A 21,387-nucleotide genomic window follows, 5' to 3' on the forward strand; every position below is an offset into this window, starting at 1 on the left:
ATTTTTGATTGGAAATTTGAACTCTGTAATATATTACGCCAACGGTTAGATTATACTAACCAACACCCTTTTTAAAAGCCGTCATACGACAGCCTGTTGTTATTAAAGTTATCATATCACAAAGTGCTGTATTTTTCAATAGCAGAAATGCAAAAAACGGCCGCAACTTTAGCCGCAGCCGTTTTATCAATCCTTATCGCCTTGCGAAATATTCATTTTACGCCATTTTGCGGGCGAAATTCCCATATGCTTTTTAAAGAATTTATAAAAAGTGTCGTAATTGTAAAAACCGCATTTTTCCGAAACGGTTTTCACCTCATCGTCGCTTTCGAGCAGGCATTTTTTAACCATATCAAGACGGTGTTCCTCCACATACTCGGTAAAAGTTCTGCCGGTCCGCGACTTCACAATTTTGTTAACCGTCTTACCCGTTATGCCGAATTTTTCTTCCACGTCCGCCATACAAAAATTGACCTTGTTGAAATTTGCACCGATAAATTCAAGCACCTTGCCGTATTCGTCATACTGGCTCTGGCGTTTGTTTATAAGTTCGCATATCGCGTCGATATCCGCCGCAATCATAAACGCAAGCTCGGACACCTTTATTTTAGGGTCGTATTTTGCAATTTCTCCGTCGTAGCGCACTTTATATGCAATCTCCGAGATAATTCCTATCTGCGAATAGAAAAATCTTTCTATATCGACGTTCGCGGTGCTTTTATCAGCCATAATGTCATACCACTGCCCGTAGACTATCTTTTTCGCCTCAAATGCCTGACCGCACGCGATATATTCCCTTAATTTCTCGCTCTTTGACATATCGAGATTTCTCTCTCCGTCGTTTTCCGCATTGTCCGCAAGCCTGAAAAATCCGCTGTGGTCAATGAGCCTGTTATAATCTTTGAGCCTTACGTACATATAGTAAAAATTCTCAATACCGTTGCACGGCGTTCCCATAACGGCAGTAAAATCCATACCGTTTTTCTTGACGGAAAACACAATATCGTCAAGCTTCTTGTCAAGTTCAGCCATATTCGGCAAATCGGTACAGTCAAAAATCACAACGTTTTCGCCTTTTTTCGGCGAAAGAATTTCGCTGTATTCTATATTATTTTTCGAGAGCAAAAGCTCTAAAATTTTTGCGGTTATGTTTTCGGAAAGAAACAGCACCATAACAAACGACTCAGGAAATGCCGGATATTTTTTCTTTATAAACTCACACTCCGCCTCGTCGAGCGGACGCAGAAACATAGTGAGCAAAAACGCCTTGTCCGACTTTCTTTTGTCGGTTTTCATTCTGCCGATTGCCTTATACATTTCTTCTTCGCTGTGTATGTTTTTATCGCCCATAATCTGCGAAACAAGCCTTACCGTACGGCGAACGGGCTTTTTGGTATACCAGCTTATAAAAAGCTCCATACATATGATAAACGCAAAAAGAATTATTGCATAAAACAAAATAAACCGTTTAAATCCAATCATATATTCGTCAAAATATTTGTCGGAAATTTTCACGTTGAAAATAAGGTCTATATTTTTGCACATAGCGCTTATAACGGGGGTGTTAGACTCCGCACCGCCGTTTGAATACAGCGTTTCGCCGCCGAGCGATACCGAGCAGAAAGCGTCGCGGTAGTTGCTCATACCGACTTTTCCGAAAAGCGACTCAACATTATACACAATCATAAGCACAGTTTCGGGCGGAAGTCCTATGTGCATATCCATAGGGTAAAACACGGCTATTCCCTTTATTTTGTCGCCGTTAATCTCCATATTGTCAAAATATTTCACGGTCACACCCTTGTCCGCGTCGAAAATATAATCTCTGAACCGCTTGTAATCCATATTGTCGATTTTTATGTAATTTTCAAAAAGCGGCTCAATATTGTCAAATGTATTTTGCTTATCCAGCGCAACGTTGTTGTTGCTGAAAAAGATATAAAAATAATCGTTTACCGGCATCATATTTGCCTTTGACGAAAAATCGTCGGCAAAATTTTTTAATATAATATGCTGTGCCGAGGCGTCAAAACCGTTCATATTTTTGAGCATACTGTATGTGGGGTCGTTTCTGTAATTGCCCTTCATCTTATGACACATCATAATTTCCGAGTCTATCATATCGGCAAGAAACGTCACCTGCGATTCGGTTTCTTTGTAAACTCTTGTTTTGATGGAATCGTATGTAATTTTATAAAGCGGAACGATAAGCGTTAAAATTGCCGCCGTAAGTGTTAAAAATAACGTCAGAAATTCTTTTGTCCGCTTGCTTTTCAGTTTTTCGCTTAATAATTTCACAAGCAATTCCCCTTGAAAATTTTATTTGTATATGATTACCGCAATGAGCCAGCCTGAACGCGTGTGAACAAACACGCGCGACGTATCGGCAAAGCTTTTGCTTGCCTCATATGAGGTTATTTCGTCGAAATGTCCCATATAAACCTTATCGGTGCGCCTGTTCTTGTCCACAACGATAAATCGCGTTGTTGAGCTTTGCGACGTGTTGGTCTGATAGGTATTTTCTATCACGTCGGGAGATGGGCCTATTTGAAGCACACTGTTGAGCCCTGTGGTATACGGCGCTATGTAAAGATTGTTTACATAACCGAACGTATAGCGCAGTCCGCCCTTTACATATGTATACTTATCGCCCGTTTCATCCTCCCAGCTTGTTTTGTCCTCACTGTAATCATACACTATTTCGTAAGATTTTGCAAGCCCGTAAATATTGGTTGCAAATCTTATTATGTCACCCTCTCCTATGTCGTTTTTATAGTCGAACTCGGGAATATATGCCGTAACCTCGTTTCCTCTGCAATATCCGTGAACCGCATATGTAGGGTCGCCGTCCGGCCCCGTCTTTTTGGAAATTGACGAAACAACCGTAATTTCGGTTTGATTGGTAAGCGTTGAGCCGTCGGAATTGGGAACGACCAAAACATCCGCATAAGGCGTGTCGTCATTAAATTTATACAATCCGAGAATGTTTTTTGACGCGTCCTGATTATACCAGGTAACGTTTTTAAAACTTTGACAGCCGAAAAGAGCTTTATCGTTTGTGTCGTCGTTTTCTCGCGGCACGCGCATATAATATGTATTGTTCGACAAAACATATTGCCTGCCGAAGGTTTTCATCTGATAATACCACTGATACGTTCCCTTTTCAAGCTGTGTATACAAAACATTGCCGCCGATTTTTGCGTCTTTGCTCTCGTATGCGGTGTCAATCTGCGACACCTTGTTTTCGGAATTAAGCTTAAATTTTATAAGCTGACGTTTGAGCTGACCGCCCGAAAGAGTGCAGAGTGCGGTTTTGACGTCCTCTTTTTTCTCGGGCGTTCCGTTAAACTTAACCTTGTCCGCAAGAACAGTTTCGGTGTGCGTGCGGTTTAATCCGTAAATTTTAACGTTTATGTCACGCCTGTTGTCCGCAGTGTATAAATCGTAAATATACCCTATTTCGTTAACAGCGCTGTTATCCTTGCGGAAAGCGGCAATTCTTCCTTTTGCGTCAAGCACAAATTCACCCTGTGTATCAAGCGTTATGTCCGAATTTTTGAAAAATTCGGGGTCTGTTTTGTATTCGGTGCCGTTGACGGTGATATACGTCTTTCCGTTCTTCTGAAAAATTTCTTCAACCTTGCCGTTTACCGTTTCGGCGCACAAATATCCGCACACAATGCTTTTGTCGTCCGATATTGAAAGGCTTAACAAATCGTCGGGTTCGATTGTGTTTTCGTTAACTTCTTTTCCGTACGGAAGCATTTCTATTTTAACAAAATCCTTGCCGTCGAGCAAAACCGAAACAAAATTCCCGTTTTCGTCTTTTTTATCGGTATAAATTGTCTTTTTGCTCACGTCCACACCCGTAACATTGTAGTTTTCGTATGAGTCGATAATAACAACATTGTATTTGCCGCCGTCGTACGAAACAAGAGTTATTGTGCCGAAATCTCCGTTAAATGCCGATTTGTAATCCGTGCCGACAAGCACGGAATTTTTAATAATTACCGCGTCCGATGTAAGGTGTACCCTCTTTTGCCTGTCGGTGTTTTCGGGAGTATACAAAACCGTGCCGCCGTCGTATTCGTCAAATTCCTCAAGGTCGATTGTCATAACCGTGTTGTCGGTATCCTTAAAGCAATACACGATGTTTCCGCTCTCGGTTGAAACATATGCTATAACCTTGTATCCGAGCATATCCGCAGCGTCGGCGGTTTCGGTTTTGTAGATAACGTTGTCAACGGCAACATAGTCGGCACCGCCTGTCCTCACGCCCGAAAAAGACGCATACGCATTTGCGGTCAAAACACCTTTTATGTATTTAAGCTTAAACACGCTTTCAAGCGGTGTTTCCAGCTTGTCGTCGGTATAATCGTATTCTATCCTGTCCGCGTGCAGAACATTGTAGAGCAAAACCACAAGGTCGCCCATCGAGCTTTTGTCCCTGTTCGATATGCCGTCGAAAAGCTTTATTTTATCCGCCTCGCGCAAATATCTGTCCGTGCTCCAGTTAACGGTCGGCTTATATCCGAGCGCGCGTAAAGCGGCGATTGCCGTTTCTGTGACGGTTATATTCTCTTTCGGCCGGAACGTGCCGTCGCCGAAGCCCGACAAAATATCCGCACTGCCGAGCGAAATTACCGCTTTTTCCTCATCGGTTGCACCGCTTATGTCCGAAAATTTGTTATATCCGTTCGGTGACCAGATATTAAAAAGCCTCGACAGATAAAGCGCGAATTTTTCGCGCGTCACCGTGTTGTTTTTTATAAGTTCATAGCTTTCGCCGTCCTCCAAAATGCCTAAATTTGCCAAAAGCGCATATGCCATATCGGAGGAGTCCGACGCCTCGCCCTTTTCATATGCAAACGCGGGCGTATATCCGAATATAAGGCATACCGAAAGAATAAGGGGTATTATTTTTTTAATCATATTTCATCAATCCTTTCGTCAGCCTCAAACAGAATTTTTGCCGCCTCGGCGCGCGTTATGGAGTTTTTGGGGCAGAATGTGCCGTCGGTATATCCCGATATAATGCCCAAAGCGCGCATATTTTCCACCGCGGATTTTGCATAGTCCGATATATCGGCATCGTCCGCAAATTTTTCGCCCTCGCCGTAGGTTAAATTATAATTTTTGATACATTCGTTTAAAATCACCATAGCGTCCTGACGTGTAACATTTCTGCCGACACCGAACTCATCGGACGAAATTCCGTTTATGATTTTTGCGCCGTAAGCTGTTTTGATGTACGGATAGCACCACATATCCTCTGTTACGTCATTAAACGCATTGTCCGAAATACTGTCCGCCGGGAGCTTAAACAACACAACGCAAAGCTTAACAAATTCCTCACGCGTTATGCTCTCGTTCGGCGCAAACTTATTGTTTCCGCGCCCTGCTATTATCCCCTTTTTAACAAGCGCGTCCACAGACGTTTTCGCCCATTCCGCGCCGTCCATATCGTCAAAATATGTTTCGGTTTTCTCATCTTTACCGCTTGCACTGTTCGACGGTACGGAATTAGACACCGCGCCCGACGGCGTTCCTCCGCCCCCTTTTGAACCGCTTCCCTTTGACGGACTGCTCTCGCCCGCTTGCGGAACGTTTTCCATAGCGGTTTTAAGCGACGCAAGATTTTTATATGAATTTTTCATCACCGCTCTGCAAACGGTGGGATTTAGCAGAGTTTCGGGGAAATTCGGATAAATTTTCGTTATAACCGACGATATATCGTCCGCGCCCGTGGGATAGTTTACAACCGTGAGAATAAGCGCGTCGCAAACTGCCGTGTCAAAATCGTCAAGCGACGCATAAGGCGCGAGCGATGTTATTTTCGCAGCGAAATTTTGTTTAACGGTGTCTGTTATGTATTTTTCAGCATAAACATCTTTGAGCGGAGATTTATTCAACACGTCAATATTGCCGATGTTTTCGTCAACCGACGTAAATTTTCCCTCGGCAAAGCTCTGCGCGAGCATTGCCTTTTTGTAAACATTCGCACACGCGGTTTTGTTGTTTATATCGTACGGCGCGCCCTGAATGATGTATTTTACCGCACTGCCTATTGAAACAAGGCTGTCATAGTCGCTCGAAAATTCAAGTTTTACGCGGTTATTATTTATATATTCGGTAATTTTTGCATTGTCACCGCTTTCGATAACCTCGTTAAGCCCCTGCAAAGCCGTTTTGTTGTCGATAGGTTTTGCATACGGAAAATAACCGTCATATACTTTTTCTCTCTCCTGATAAACCGAAAGTCTGTATTCTCCCGTTTCGTAACCGTTCATATCAACAGGCACGCTGAATGTCAAATCTTTTTCGGGCATAAACTGATTTGCATAGATAACTGCGCCGGGCAGAGCGTTCTCTGCGTCCGACGGCAATTTATCAAGCCCGAAAATACATACGGAAACCTTTTTGTCCGCACAGAGAGCCGTGCCGTTTATATGCGAAATACTGCTGTCGTCAAAAACGTCTATATGCGCGGCGGCAAAAGCCGTTTGCGATATGCCGAAAATGCAAACGGCGCCAAAAATCAGACGTCCGATTTTGTTCATTTCTATTCCTCCCAAAAATAAGCGTCAGGGGCTGTCTTTTTTGTGATAGGCAGCCCCTTTCGGCTTGATATGTTTAAATTATTTTGAAAATTCCTCCGCAAGCGGATAAAGTGTTGTAAAGTCTTCCCAAACGAAAACTTTTTGTGTCTGTGCATTTGTAAGTTCGGGCTTTTTCACCATTGTATATGTTTTGCTTGTGCCCTTGCCAGCGGTGATTTCCTCATAAACCACGCCTGTAAGAAGTCCGTCGGCTTTATATCCCGCGTGGATAATGTAAACCGTTTTGTCGGCGCTTGTGGTGTTCTGAATATACACACTTCCGAAACCGTCCGCCGTAATGCTCGGCTGATTTACGGCGAACACACCGTCGCCTGTTGTGAATGTGCCGTAGTCCGCACCGTTTACTGTAAGAGTATAAGTTTTGTTGCTCTCGAGCGCGTCGGACGAAAAGTCGAACGTATATGCTCCGTTCTCCTCCGATGCCGATTTTCCGCCGAGCGAAACACCGCTTGTAACATAATCTTTTGTAAACTCAAACTTAATTTTCTTTGCGTTGGTCGGAATTTTTCCGTCCGCACCAATTTTCATTTCCTTGTTTTCGCCGCTTAAAACAGTGGTTTTAATAAGACCCTCGCCGCCCGTCTTAAAAAGGCTTGTGTCAATCGCATTTTCCGCGATATCCGAAATTTTTGTTTTGTCGTTTAATTCTATCACATATTCGCCGTCCGACGCAAGATTTCCTATTGTAAATTTTCCGTTTTCGGATGCATATGTGAAATCCGTCACCGCCGTTCCGTTTAAATGAAGCTTATCGGAGGAAGTGTATTTTGTAACGGTAAAGTCGCTTTTTGCCGCGCTGTTTGTATACTGCGGTGCTGCTGCGCTCACGGGCGCGTCCTGCGCAAAGTTAACGCTCGATTTAATTTCTGCCGTTGCGGTACCGCTTGTGAGCGGCAGCACATCATCAGCCGTAATACCGTTTACCGTGGTAACGGTGATGTTATTTATAATCAAACCGCCGTCCTTAAAGAGTCTGCCCTGGAACTTCAAAACGGGGTTTTGACCGAGAACATCTTCGGTAACGTCAACCGAATATGCAGGAATTACACTGCCATCCGTTTTGTATAAACGTCTGTCGTCGGCAAACTGCGTATAGTATATTTTGCCCTCGTCGCTTTTGTATTCAAAAAGTCCGCGCAAGGTAACCTTGTCGCCTTTTTTTACAGTGTTCGCTTTGCCTTTTGCATCGGTTACTTTAACTCGTCCGCCGTCGGCACTTCTGCCGTAAACACCGTAGTGCTGAATACCTGTTATATATCCTATATTTTTACTTCCGAGATACATATTCGGCAAAAACAGCTGGCCTACATCGCCTATCCACGTCATATCCTGATTATACGTAATATCAACCGAAACAAGCATTGCGCCCTTTGTAAAATCGAATGTATCGTTAAATTTATAAGAAACGTTTCCTAAACCCGTCGTTCTGTTGCTTGCATAAAGCAAGCCGTCCGACTGTTTTGTTAATGTAACATTGGCTGCATCACCGTTTGTAAATTTTGCAGTGTCTAAATCCGCACATTCCGCCATTGCAAACTCTCTTGCCGGTTTTTCGCCCGTTGTGATGTATGTTTTTACAACATCGCCGACGGTGATTGTGTATTCCGTGCCTGTTGCAAGGTTGTTTTCACCCAAGTCTATTGTGTAAACGTTGTCAAGTTTTTGAGATGCTATGCTTATTCCGTCACCCTCGATTTTTACACCGTCCGCCCCTATAGTTTCGGCGTCTTTATACGACAGTGTAAATTCAAGTTTCTTGGTTGCGGACGGAAGTTTGCCGTTATCGAGCGTAACATACGCGCCGACCGCGTCATAAAGATGCGTTTCTCTTACGGGAGTTGTCGTTCCGCTGTGCAAAAGTCCGTACGGATTTTCAACAGTTTTGCCCGAAAAGCTTTTTACCGCGTCGGGATTTGTAAGTTTAAAAATAAAGAAATCCGTTGTTGCACTCTGTTCAAGCCAGTTTCTCAATACTATCGAGCCGGGATAGTTTTCTGTGTTCTTTGTTGTAACCGGTTTTCCGTTTAAAAGGAGCTTATCGTCAGCCGTATATCTTGTAAGGGCGTAATCGTCAGCCGTTGTTGTGTTGACCGATTTCTGATATGTAAAAGTTTTGTCGTAATTTGCATCGTCAACAATGTTCAAAGTTGCGGTTTTATTAGAAATATATGCGCCGTTATCAAGCGAAATATTGCCCTCCTGACGTATCATCAAATCGTCGATAGTCGCCGTTTTTCCGCTTCCTACATAAAATCTGAAAGTCATAGATGAACTCATAGCGTCGCCCATACCGCTCGCCCTTTTGAGTTTATACGAAAACTGTGTTCCGTCCGCTTTTAAAAGCGGTTTTGAATCTGCAAACTGGTTAACCGTAAGAATTTGATTTTCGGAGTCGTAATCAAGCAAAACCTGAATAATATGCCAAGTGTTAAGCTTATATGTTGATGTGGACGCTGTTTCTTTTAATCCATTCTCATTGCCGACAACAGTATTCTGTGCCAAATCCGCACTTGCATTGTTTTTTTCAAGACCCATTATTTTATTGCCGTCCCACAATTTCGGCATAACAACCATATCAACATCGGGACTTCCTATATGAAGTGCGCCCCAAGCCTTTGCAGCGGCCGACGCTTTAATTCTATATGAGAGAAGAATAGGTCCTTTTGTGAAATCCACCGTTCCGAGGCTTACATATCCGTATTGACCGCTCGCCGAGGTAGTCACCGTATCGGAACCGTCGGAATTATGTGTCACCGTTGCTTTGCTCGATGCTGTAAGTCCCTGCGACGCAAAATTCTCATACCAAAAGTAATTTCCGCTTGAGTCGCTTTCGCTTTGTATCGCCGCAAAAGATGTAAAAGATACAATCTGCATAATAACAAGACTTACGGACAATACCTTTAACAATAATTTTTTCATCTTTTTTACCCCCAAAATTTAATTTCTTATGTAAAGCCTTTTAAAGAGCGAACTGTTTTTGCTTGAAACAATGCCGTCGCCCAGCGCAAGATAGCCTACCCTGCCGACGCCGTCGTTTTCGTTTACAACCATCGCAAATTTAAGCTCCGTTCCGGGCTCTATGTTCACCTTTTCAACCATAAGACTGCTCCACGGGATTTTAACTTCATAATACGTGTGGAGTCCGTCTACTACAACTGCCGCCTCGCCGCCGTCGATTTTTGTGTAGTCGCCATCTCCCTTAAAGCGCGTTTTATGACGGTACAAAATAACTTCTCCGTCAGCCTCGCCGACTGCAATTTCTTCAAATTCCGAACGTGAAAGCTCGTCTTTCGGGTCGTAAACAACCGCAAACTGTATACTGTCCATCTGCCATATGTTAACGGGTGTAACGCCCGTCGAAAAATGCTTGTTGTCCAAAACGTCGGCATAAAGATAGAAATTCTCGTCGTCCCATTTTACGGCGGTGCGCGCGCTTAAATCGTCCGCGCCCTGATACACACTGCCGAGGCTCAAAAGACTGTGGAACTGGTCGCTTCGGTTAAGGTTTATAAATCCTTCTGTCCACTCGCTTCCGTCGCCGTCAATTTTTACAGGCTCTTTCGCCTTGAGCGCCGCACTGAAGTTATAGTTTCCGCTTCGGTAACTGCCCATTTTGGTTTCCTCATCTGTGACAAAGCCTATTTCTATAACCTTGTCCTCCGAAACGAGCGAAACGGGCAGCGGCAAGTCAACATTTTTTGTTTCGCCTTTTTTAACCGTAACATTTACGTTTTTTATTTTTTCCGTCCACTCTTTGGGCGTCAAAACCGTAAGATAACCGCTTATATCTTTTGTATCCGACAGGTTTGTGAGCGTGCACCTCATCGTCCAGCCGTTTTCCTGCGGTATAAGCGTGGTTGAAAGCTCCGCGTTCTCCTTATACGAAATATAAAGATTTCCGTTAAAGTAAACGTTTTCGTCATCTGACAATACAAGCCGTACGCGTTCACTGCCCTTTAGGGCATCTCCGCCGTTTATCGTCAAAAATCCTTTTTCACCGCTTATTTTATCCTCGGCGATATTAAGTGAGCTTTCTTCATAAGGAATGATTTTTGCACTGACTGTTTTTCCCGTGTAATTTACAATCGGGATTTTTATCTCCTCGCCGTAAACCGCGTTTATCTCGGTGTACGGCGGAAAAACTCCGCCAGTAACACGTGTGAACGATTTAAAATCGCCCTCGATATATTTAATGCGCTTGCTTAAATCAAAACTGTAAATTCCGTTTACACCGCTTATTTCTTCTTTGTTGCCGTAAGCGTCGTAAAGCGTAATTTTATCCGTTCCGAGGTCAAGCGTCACAAGCTCGCCGTTTTTGCGGTTTGAAAACAGCATTGCGGTCTGCTTGCCTGTCGATTTGCTTTTACTGCGGATAATCTTGCCTGTTTCGCCTATGTTTATGCAGTCTGAGAATTCCGCGTCGTGATAAAGCATATTCATATTGCTTATGATAAGGTAACCCGGTTTTGCCGCATATGAAACGGTGTACGGAAGCTCTGTATCAAACTTTCCGCGGACCATACCGAAGTTCGACTCTCTGTCTGCTCTCGGCGCATTGTCCTTATCGAGAAAACAGTAGAAATAAAACCTGTCCGAAAGCTTTTCCTGCATTATCATAGCGTAAGACTGCGCGTTATACATACCCTGGTCAATGTCGGTGTTAACCTCCTCGTAATGCGAGGAATATCCGTATTCCGTTATCCATATCGGAATGTCGCCCATACCGTAATCCTCAAACATCTTTTTTACCTTTTTGAGGTTTACCGTCGTGTTGTAGGTCAAAGGGTTTCCGTACCACTGATACGGATGCACCGACAATACGTCCATATCCGTTGCGCCTGCTTTTAAAACTTCTTCAATCCACGCATACGGCGCGCCCGACGTGTTAAGTCCCACAACGGGAATGTTCGGATTTACCGACTGTATTGCCTTTTTCGACGCAATATACATTTTTGCGTAGTCCGACGCAGGGCGGTTCTCCATATTAAAACTGTGGTTCGGACCAAGATTGTACTCGTTCCAGATTTCAAAACATTCTACCGTATCGCCCAGAAGATTTGCCATCATCGCGCAATAGTCGCTCCAGCGCCGCAGACCGTTCTCGGTATAAGGCGGTGTGCGCTCGATTTCGCTGAAATTATATGCCGCACCCATCCATGACGCCGAATGAAGGTTTGCATCAATGTTAAGTCCTGCGTTTTTGAACGCTCTGAACAGCGACTTATACCCCTCGGCTATCGCGACGTTTGTAATTTCATAATTGACCGCGCTTTTTCGCCAGTTGTAGTAATAGCACATCATTCTGACGTTTGGTATGCCTGCATTTTTGGCAAGGCGCGCAATCTGCGTATCTTTGGGGCTTAACAGTGCAATCTGCACTCCGCTTTTGGGATTTACCGTTTTGCCCTTATCCGAATGAACATACGAAAACTCGCTTGCAAGTCTGCTGTAAATTTTCTTTTCACGGCAGTATGCCTCAACGTCAACCGTGTAAATGCCGAATTTGTCAACGTTAAATGTTTTTGTGTGCCTTTCCTCCTCGGTAAGCGGAGCAAGGGTAAAACTTTCGGTCATTGTGTTTACGGTTTTTCCGTCAATATCCTTTACGGTATATACAACGTCCAAAGGATATGCGCCGTCATACTGATTTTGTATCGGGTAATTTACGTTTGAAAACGTAACGCCGAATTCTATACTTTCGCCGTCATAGAAAATGTTTCCCAAATTCTCGTCCGACGGTGAATTTTTTATTTCTATTCTGCTTGCGGTTTCAAGACGGTACACCCTTATTTCCGAAATAACCGCCTTTGAACCGCGCGAATATTTCATAGTATCGCTGTAAACGCCCACGCGCATATCAAAACCGCCGAGGGTGTCCGCAAAAGTGGGATTATCCAAAAACCAGCAGTATGTCTGCCAGAGTCCCGTTCCGCCGAAAATAAGATATTCTCCCTCTTTTGTTTTTACCTCCTTGTTGAGCGACGGTTGGGCATACTCGCCCGACGCGTCCTGATGATAAAGGGGCTGATAGTCCATTGCGGAATATTCCATAGAAAGGCTTGAAAGTTCGTCATTGTCGAAATAATCAACCTCAACCGCGTAGCTTGTGCCATCCTCGACAAGATATGCCGTATCTTTGTCTACATTTATGTTTATATAGCGTGCGCTCTCTCCCTTGTCGGGGTCGAGCGTCCAGCCCTCTTTTCCGAGCGCTCTTGAAACTTCGATTGATGTATCGTCACCCATTTGTGCCGTCATTTTATACATTTCGCACTTCTCGCCGAATTTTGCATATGCGATTAAAGTGCGCTCTATGCTTTCGTTTTGCCAGCCTCCTTTAAGGCGCGACGTATGCGCATATTCCGTTTCAACGGCATATACAAAACCGCCCGGAAACGCCGAAAAGCAAAGCAAAAGCGCAAGTGTTACCGAAATTAAACGTTTAATGGCATATCACCCCTTTACCGCGCCTATCATAACGCCTTTTACAAAGTGTTTCTGAACAAAAGGATACATAACAAGCACCGGCAGACTGCTTACAACAATAAGCGAATATTTCATCAAATCCGCCAATCCCTGTTTTGATGTCATAGAGTCAAAGTCCGTAACCATAGCGGAATCAATCTGATTTGCTATGAGTATGTTCCGAAGAACAAGCTGGAGCGGATATAGGCGCGAATCGGTGATGTATAAAAATGCGTTAAAATAAGAATTCCAATGCGCCACCGCATAATAAAGCGTTATAACCGCAAGAACGGGTCCCGACAGGGGCAAAAGGAGTTTGAAGAAATATCTGAAATCGTCGCAACCGTCTATTGTTGCCGCCTCAAAAACTTCGTACGGAATACTGCTTTCTATAAATGTGCGCGTGATGATAAGGTTGTAAACCGACAGCGCACCGGGAAGTATCATTGCAAGCGGAGTGTTTAAAATTCCAAGCTCGCTTACTATGATGTATGTGGGTATCATACCTCCCGAAAAAATCATAGTGAACGTGAAAAGGAACATCAGCGCTTTTCTGTGAGGAAGGTCGCGCCGTGACAGCGGATATGCCGCCATCATTGTGAGCGAAATGTTTATAAGCGTTCCCGCAAATGTGTAAAATATTGTGTTTCGGTAGCCTATGAGCACCTCGTTTGTCTTAAATACCGTTTTGTATCCCTCAAGGCTGAAATCGACCGGAAGAAGAAAAACTCTGCCTGCCATAACCGCCTCTTTTGACGAAAAGGACGACGAAACGATAAACACCAACGGCCAAAGCACAATTACAAAAACTATTGCCATTATTATATTTACAACTATGTAAAAAATGCGGTCGTCCGCCGAAAGCTTAACTTTTTTGTTTGTCATTGCCAAAATTCTCCTTTACCATAAACCGCTTTCGTTATACTTTCTCGCAAGCTTGTTAACCGTTACAACAAGCACAAAGTTTATAACGGAGTTGAAAAGTCCTATCGCAGTGGCATAAGAATAGTTTCCGCCTCCCGACGAAATACCCTCTTTGTAAACATAAGTTGAAATAACCTCACTGAACCTTAAGTTGACGTTATTCTGCATAAGGAATATTTTTTCAAATCCCAAATTCATAAGCTGACCTATGTTGAGTATAAGAAGTATAACAACCGTCGGCATAATGGCAGGAATGTCGATACTGAAAACACGTCTTAATCTTGACGCGCCGTCCACCTGCGCCGCCTCGTGCAAATCGGGAGACACACCCGAAAGAGCGGCGATATAGATTATGGAATCCCAGCCCATATTCTGCCATACGCCCGACCAAACGTACATATGAAGAAACGACGCGGGATTTGTCATAATGTCGGGCGCGTTCGCTCCGTTTAATATTTTGTATATGTTTCCGTAAAGTCCCACATACGGGTTGAAAAACTGGTTTAACATACCCACAAGCACGACAACCGATATAAAGTGAGGCATATATATAACCATCTGCGTTGTTTTCTTAAAATACTTGTTCTGCATTACGTTTATGCAGATTGCAAGTATTATCGGCACGGGGAAACGTGCAATCAGAGAATATATCGAAAGCACAAATGTGTTTCGTATAATTCTTAAAAACTGATACGAGTTTATAAACTTTTTAAAATATTTAACCCCTGCCCATGGCGAGCCGAAAATACCCTTTGCAACGTCAAAATCTTTGAATGCAATCTGAAGTCCTGCCATAGGGCCGTACGCAAACACTATTATGTATAAAACGGGAAGCAGTAAAAAAACATATAACTGCCAGTACTTTTTATATTTTAAAGGCGCTTTAATTTTTCTGTTTGTGCAAATATCTGTTTTCACATAAAATCTTCCTTTTGCTATTTATTTGTCCTTTCATACGCTTTTTGAGCGGTTGAAACAAGTCTTTCCACACCGATTGATTTAAGTTCTTTGATATACGAATCCCATTTTGCGTCAACGTCAAGGTCGCCGATTATAAAGCGCGTTATCATATCGTTTTTATACGAATTGATGTTCTGCTGAATTTCGTTAACCTCGTCGGTTTCCTCTTCGGTGTAAATGATTTTTGTTATATATTCTTTCGGTATTTTTTCTTTGTAGCTTTCAAGCTTGTTTGCAATTTCAGTTTCAAAGATGTTGCTTCCGTTTTCAACCGTTGAGAATGAAAGAGCATAACTTCTGTAACCGGGCGCGGCGTTCTGCCAATGTGAATTTTGCGGAGCGCCCCACGCGAGAACGGGATTGATTTTAGCCTCATATCCCATATAGTCAAACATACTTTTCTGACCTGCCGTCGGTTTGAGCCAGTCCGTTCCCTCTTTTCCGAAACGCGACCATATTGTCATTTCCTCGCTCATCATAATGTCTGCCATTCTGAATGCCGCCTCGGGATTTTTGCAGTTTTTCGTTATAAAGAAAGAGTTTACGGGGATGCTCGGCGCATATACCGCATACCCCGTGCCGTTCTCCTGTGTAAGAGGCGGAAGAATTTTATAACCGTTCTGTCTTTCGTCCGATCCGATTAAATATGTCGGCGCCATTGTTGTGAACGTTCCTACCTGTACCGCATTGGGGTTCTGCACCGTCTGACGCGACTGTGCGCCTGCCGACGTAAACGACGACGGCGACAGCAAGCCCTCTTTGCAGAGTTTGCTCATATATTTTATTGCCTCTTTGTATTCGTCCTGAACGTATGCCGCCTTGATTTTTCCGTTTTCAACATAGAGATAATCGCTCTGCGGATTGATGGGCAAAAATGCCGCGCTTAGGTAATCCAAAAACCAGCTTTCACCGCCGTTTGTCGCACCGAGCAGAGGAATTTCGTCCGCAATACCGTTGCCGTTCGGGTCTTTTTCTTTAAACGCTTTTAAAACGTTATAAAAATCGTCTGTGGTTTTGGGTGTTTCAAGTCCGAGTTTTTTAAGCCACGGCTCGTATATCCACATACGGTAGCCGAGCTCGTTCTGCATAATTTTAAGGTATTTCGGAACAACGTATATATTACCGTCAACCATTGTAATCATTTTTTCGAGATTGGGTTCTTCCTCCATAACTTTCTTTATGTAATAGGAGGAATTTTTGTAGTAATTATTGAGCGGAACTATAAATCCCTTTGACGCATAGCGCGAAATTGCACTGTCGCTTAACGGAACGTTTATAATTACGTCGGGCAAATCCGCTCCGCCTGCCGAAATCATAAGCTCAACCTTTTGCTTTGCCTCGTCCGACGACGAAGGAAGATAAGAAAACTCAATGTCGCAGTTCATTTTTTCCTTTATCGCCTGTGTGTAAAGGTTTGTGTCATAATCGGTAACAAGGGGGTCTTTCGGTATTCCGATTTTTAAGGTTATTTTGTTTTTGCAAACGGGAAATTCGCCCGGCGCATTAAGATTGGTATCGGCAACATACTCGCCTGCATTTGAAACGCTTGCATTGTCGGAATTTTTTCCGCACGCCGAAAAAGTTGTCACAATCGCGGTCATAATTGCAAGAGCCTTGTAAATTTTTCTCATAGAAATTTTCCTTTCTTTTTTATTCTTTCTTATAATAAAATTTTATCATTAAGCCGTGTTCCGGTCAATTTGAAAAAGAATACCGCGGTCGTAAAATTATAACCGCAAACCTATCTTACCGCCAGTATTACAGGCTCTCCGAGCGGTTTTAAGCCCGTCATATCCCAAAGATAAAACTTGACATATGCGTTTTGGATGCCTGAATTTATATCAAAATCAAAAGCATAGTTTCCCTCTTTGTCAACCTTTGCTTTTTCAATTTCGGTGTCATTTTCCGCATTTGATATAACCGCAATCAGCATTTCGTTTCCCGAAAGTTTTTTTGTTTTTCCTATGCCGATATATACGCTCGGTTTGACCGTTCCGTTATCATTCTTGATGTCAGCATTGCTCAAAGTTATTCCGTCGGCAAAAGTTATTTCGGTGAGATAATCGGAAAGCGTATAACTGCTTTTTGTCACGGTTTCTCCGCCGATAACGGCATTTTTGCCGATATTCGGCATAATGCCTATCACATTTTCACCTTTTGACACAACACTTCCGCCCTCGCCCGATTTTACAATAAAATTGCAAAACGGCTCGAAAACATCATCATAGCCCGTCACATCGCCGAGATATTTTATTTTTTCGTCATACGAATTTTGAGAAAATATAACAACCGCGGTTTCGCTGTCCTTTTGGTTTGCCGTTCTGCTGCCGCCGAAAATTCCCGCATTGAGCCTGTTTGTGCCTTTCAAGTCGCCGAGTGTTACGATTTTCTCATTTTTGCCGACCGTTACGCACGCCGTACCGCTGACACTGCAATCACCTTTCCAGCTCCCCGTCCAGTCGTTGTAACAACCGCCGTAAATTCTTCTTAAAATTTCGCCGTCCGTAACGCTTACATCGGTGTTTCCGATAAAATCGGCGCAGTACGAACCGCCGAACACCGACTCTGCCGTGCCTCCCTCGATGCTTATATGCGAGTTGCCTTTGTGAACGGTCTTTTCGTCGGCGCTTCCGCCGTAGATGTTCATAATGCGTCCGCCCTTTTGCGTTATGTGCGTATCACCCAGAACCTCCGCGCCTATTCCGACGCCCGAAACAACCGCGCACACACCGCCGTAAAATTCGATATACGAACCTCCGCCGACAGTTGCACCGCTGTTTTTTCCTCCGCCCGAAATCCAGCTTTTGTAATAGTTTGAATTGTCATCATTTGCGGAAAATTTTTCGTTCATTCCGTAAATCTTAATGTGCGTATCGCCCGTTACCGCCGACTGCTCGCCTCCGCCGTATATTCTTCTGTATATACCGCTTTTAACGGTTACATCGGTACTTTCTACGGTGTGGTTTATCGAATGTCCGCCGAACACGTCAATCGGGTTGTCCATTGTTAAATTCTCGCCGAACACAATTTTGTTTCCGCAGGCAAAAATTTTGTTAACTTTCGCATTGTAGTCCGAAAGGTCGGACGCAAGCGTGTTAAACGTCATATTTTCAAACGTAACCGAAAAATTAAAGTGCACCCCGACGGCTTTTGTAAAATCAAGCCCGCCGTCAATTTCGCCGTTTTCGGGATTTTTTCCGCTTATTGTGACATTTTCGGCATCGCAGTTATACCACGCACCGTTCGGAACAGACACAATATCAGAAAGAACAATCATTGCATTGTCCCCGCATACCGAAAGCGCCTTTAAAAGCGTTTTGTACGGCGCGGTTTTGCTTCCGTCCGCGCTGTCGTTTCCGTTTTGCGAAACATATATCACACGGCGCAGATTTTCGTTTGAAAAAAGCTTGTATCCGCTGTCAAACTGCGAAATCGGTATGCCAATCGCATAATTTCCGTTTTCGTCCGCGGTTGTTTGATTTATATATCCTATATCATCAAAATCGGGCAGACTGTAATTTCCATTATCTTTCACCGTCATAACGGTTATCATTTTGCCGAAATCTGTTTTTCCCGAAAATGTTATCATTCCCTCGGCATAAGCCGACGGACACAAAAGCGTCAATATAACAACCAAAGCACAAAACTTTTTCATATTTATACTCCTATTTCACTTCGTCAAAAACACGTACGTGGTCAACCACAAATTCGTCGGGCAAAACGGCATGCAAAAGCTCGTCAACGGGCTTTCCTGCCCACACGTTTCCGTGTCCGTCGTCACCGCAGTTTTCGCCGAAAGCCCTGTGATAACCGTGGCACTCGGTGCTGACGAGGATAAATTCCTCGGTGTTGCTGACGGGCATATCGGGCGCGCCCTGAAAACCGACCTTTTCGCCGTCCATATAAAACGTATATCCGTCCTTGTTCCAGTCAACGCCGTAATAGTGCCAGCCGTCCGCGGTTTCCTTAAACGGGTGCTTAAAATGTCCGGGCCATACCGAATTTTTTCCGTATCCGCCGTAGCCGTTTCCGCAAAGCATAATATTATCGGTGTGCTGTCGGTAATTTTCCATAATATCGGTTTCCACACCGCACGCCGACGCGTCGGGCGACGAACCTATTCCGGGCGCCTGAAGCCAAAACGCTGCGTGCCAGCCGGGATTTTTCGGCAGACGGCATCTTATTTCATAATAGCCGTATTTATGCATAAACTTTGCCCCTTCAAACTTGCCGAAAGGCCAGAAACCGTCGCTGTCTTTCGGTATATCGTATGTAAGCGAGCCTGTTTGAAGGTGTCCCGAAAAATAATTTCCGTCTTTTTCGATAAGCTTTATATGCAAGTTGCTCTTGCCGTCAACCTCCACGCCTTCTTTTGTGAATGTGGGCGACTTTTTGCCCCAAAAATACAGTCTGTAATTCCATTTGCTCTCGTCAAGTTTGTCGCCGTCAAATTCGTCGCTCCATACAAGAGTCCAGTTTTTCTCTTTCGGAAGATAACTCGGCGCGTGATTTTCTACTTTGTAACTTTTCATTTTTCTTCCTCCCAGTCTGCAAATTTACCGAATGCAATAATAAGCGGTGTATCCTTTACCGGCATATTTGTAAGCGTATACATACCGTTTTTGTCGCGTTTTAATATTTCATCGGGGATTTTATAAACGCTTCCGTCCATAACGTCGATAACATAAATATCGTCGTATTCCGAATAGATTTCCATAGAAACCGTGCTTTCAAACGATGTCGTCATAATATCGGACGGATACCAGTATACAAACGCTTTTCCGCCGTTCTTTTTAAATCCGCCCGTCACGCACTTGTTACGCTCAATGTCATATTTAAAAATGCGCTCCGATTTTTGCGGAACAAACATCGCGGGAATATCGCAAAGCTCGTAATCATCGGCAAAGACCGACGCGATATTTTGCAATGTGTAATACGACTTTTTCGGCGCATACTCGCCTATCGACCTGCCGTTTTCGTCAAATTCCGCGCCGAGAACACCGAAATATCCGTAATCGAGATACGAATTTACGTCGCCCACTTTTCCGCCGAGCGCCTCAATCATATCCATACACGAAAAATACGACGTGAAATGCACGTTTGTGATAAGGTCGGCTATTGTGTGGCGCGCAAGCTGTTTCGCCTGTTTTTCGGGCGTCCAACAGCCGCGCCAGAGCGCACCGTGACCGCCGCCGCGCGACTGCGAACCCGACTCGCCCTGAATAATGTCAATGTTCGGATTGTAGCTTTGCGCGAGCGCTTTAAGCGCCTTAACACGTTCAAACACCAAAGTTTCGTCCGCCGTGTATTCGTGGAACGAAATAAAATCGAGATACTCTCCCATTCCCGTTGCAAAAGCGTCGTTTATAAAGGTTATCGGGCGCAGACAAAGCGCACCGCCGATAGTTTTGGCGTTTGGATTTGCGCTTTTTATGGTTTTTGCGGTTTCGCGCGTGAAAACGCCGAGTTCCGTTCCGCTTACTCCGTGTTTCCAGCACCATTCGCCGTCAGGCTCGTTCCATATTTCAAAATACGAAACACGTCCCTCATAGTGCTTTACAACTGCACTTACGTAATTTTTCCAAGCCTGTTTTTGCTCATCGGTGAAAATCGGCGGACAACCCACCGCACCGAATATTTCCTTTGCCATACCGCCGTAAAGAGCATTGCCGTAGCATAAACAAATCCACGGCGTAAGACCGAGGTTTATAAGGCTGTCCACAACCTTGTCGAGCCACTTAAAATTATATACTCCCTTTTCGGTTTCCGTCCTCTGCCAGCCCGACTGTATGCGAACCCATTTAACGCCGAGCTTTCCGAGTTTGTCGTAAGCCTTTTCGGGGTCGAACACGTCGCGGTCGAGTTTTTCAAAGCCGATGCCTATTTTTGAGCTTTTCACCTCGAGTGACGTTTTTGGTTTTATTTTTCCTGTCTTAATAAGTCTGTCCATTTGCAAAACCTCCGTTTTTATAGGTTAATTCTAACATTCACAGTCATTTTGCGTCAATCCGAAAAATATAACCATAATAGGAAATTTATAACCGCAGACGTTCAAAAAACTCCCGTATAACGCCTCATTCCAACCGCTGCCTGCGGGGACAGTCTGGACTGGAAAGATTTAGCGCCCGAAACGATCATCGACCGTGTGACGACAAAAGTTAAGCCCGGCTCAATCGTTCTTTTCCACAACGCGGCGAAAAACACGCCTGCGGCACTGCCGAAAATTTTGGAAAAGCTTATAGCGGACGGCTACAAAATCGTTCCCGTATCCGAAATCATCTACAAAGAAAATTTCTCGGTAGACGTGAGCGGAAAACAAATTCCGAACACCGTCAGCACGGGCAGTATAGATTAAAATTTCAACTTGCGGTCACTCAAAACAATTCCGAAAAATGTTGACATTATTGTCAAACGGTGT

General features: G+C 44.0%; 12 protein-coding genes. 1 reads left to right on the forward strand and 11 read right to left on the reverse strand.

Annotated features, from left to right (window positions below; genetic code table 11):
- Nucleotides 1-186: 186 nt before the first annotated feature.
- The 11 genes from H8706_RS06600 to H8706_RS06650 form a co-directional block, all read right to left on the reverse strand.
- A complete protein-coding gene (locus H8706_RS06600) occupies nt 187-2,298 on the reverse strand; it encodes a helix-turn-helix domain-containing protein (protein ID WP_262431997.1) in 2,112 nt (703 codons plus the stop codon).
- A 21-nt stretch (nt 2,299-2,319) separates the two neighbouring features.
- The gene (locus tag H8706_RS06605) at nt 2,320-4,932 is read right to left on the reverse strand and encodes an S-layer homology domain-containing protein (protein WP_262431998.1); all 2,613 of its coding nucleotides are present in this window, start codon (nt 4,930-4,932) and stop codon (nt 2,320-2,322) included.
- Nucleotides 4,929-6,560, reverse strand: a complete 1,632-nt coding sequence (locus H8706_RS06610; RefSeq protein WP_262431999.1) for an S-layer homology domain-containing protein — start codon at nt 6,558-6,560, stop codon at nt 4,929-4,931. The genes H8706_RS06605 and H8706_RS06610 overlap by 4 nt, the downstream gene beginning before the upstream one ends.
- A gap of 78 nt (nt 6,561-6,638) precedes the next feature.
- Nucleotides 6,639-9,539, reverse strand: coding sequence for a hypothetical protein (locus tag H8706_RS06615; protein WP_262432000.1), 2,901 nt, complete (start codon nt 9,537-9,539; stop codon nt 6,639-6,641).
- 18 nt (nt 9,540-9,557) lie between these two features.
- Complete coding sequence (locus H8706_RS06620; RefSeq protein WP_262432001.1) at nt 9,558-13,034, reverse strand: GH39 family glycosyl hydrolase; 3,477 nt, start codon at nt 13,032-13,034, stop codon at nt 9,558-9,560.
- A gap of 39 nt (nt 13,035-13,073) precedes the next feature.
- Nucleotides 13,074-13,970 carry a carbohydrate ABC transporter permease gene (locus H8706_RS06625; RefSeq protein WP_178347891.1) on the reverse strand — a complete coding sequence of 299 codons (897 nt, stop codon included), beginning with the start codon at nt 13,968-13,970 and terminating at the stop codon, nt 13,074-13,076.
- Between the two features lie 15 nt (nt 13,971-13,985).
- On the reverse strand, nt 13,986-14,927 hold the full coding sequence (locus H8706_RS06630) for an ABC transporter permease (protein WP_262432002.1): 942 nt from the start codon (nt 14,925-14,927) through the stop codon (nt 13,986-13,988).
- Between the two features lie 17 nt (nt 14,928-14,944).
- Entirely contained in the window at nt 14,945-16,600 is a 1,656-nt protein-coding gene (locus H8706_RS06635; RefSeq protein ID WP_262432003.1) for an extracellular solute-binding protein, read from the reverse strand.
- A 110-nt stretch (nt 16,601-16,710) separates the two neighbouring features.
- Entirely contained in the window at nt 16,711-18,624 is a 1,914-nt protein-coding gene (locus H8706_RS06640; RefSeq protein WP_262432004.1) for a hypothetical protein, read from the reverse strand.
- Between the two features lie 10 nt (nt 18,625-18,634).
- The gene (locus H8706_RS06645) at nt 18,635-19,501 is read right to left on the reverse strand and encodes a glycoside hydrolase family 16 protein (protein ID WP_262432005.1); all 867 of its coding nucleotides are present in this window, start codon (nt 19,499-19,501) and stop codon (nt 18,635-18,637) included.
- Complete coding sequence (locus H8706_RS06650) at nt 19,498-20,919, reverse strand: GH39 family glycosyl hydrolase (protein WP_262432006.1); 1,422 nt, start codon at nt 20,917-20,919, stop codon at nt 19,498-19,500. The genes H8706_RS06645 and H8706_RS06650 overlap by 4 nt, the downstream gene beginning before the upstream one ends.
- Before the next feature lie 195 nt (nt 20,920-21,114).
- On the opposite strand from H8706_RS06650, the gene H8706_RS06655 reads away from it, so the two are divergent.
- Nucleotides 21,115-21,324, forward strand: coding sequence for a polysaccharide deacetylase family protein (locus H8706_RS06655; protein WP_178347896.1), 210 nt, complete (start codon nt 21,115-21,117; stop codon nt 21,322-21,324).
- Nucleotides 21,325-21,387 lie beyond the last annotated feature (63 nt).

Origin of the sequence: Qingrenia yutianensis (assembly GCF_014385105.1) — a bacterium.
GTDB lineage: Bacteria > Bacillota > Clostridia > UMGS1810 > UMGS1810 > Qingrenia > Qingrenia yutianensis.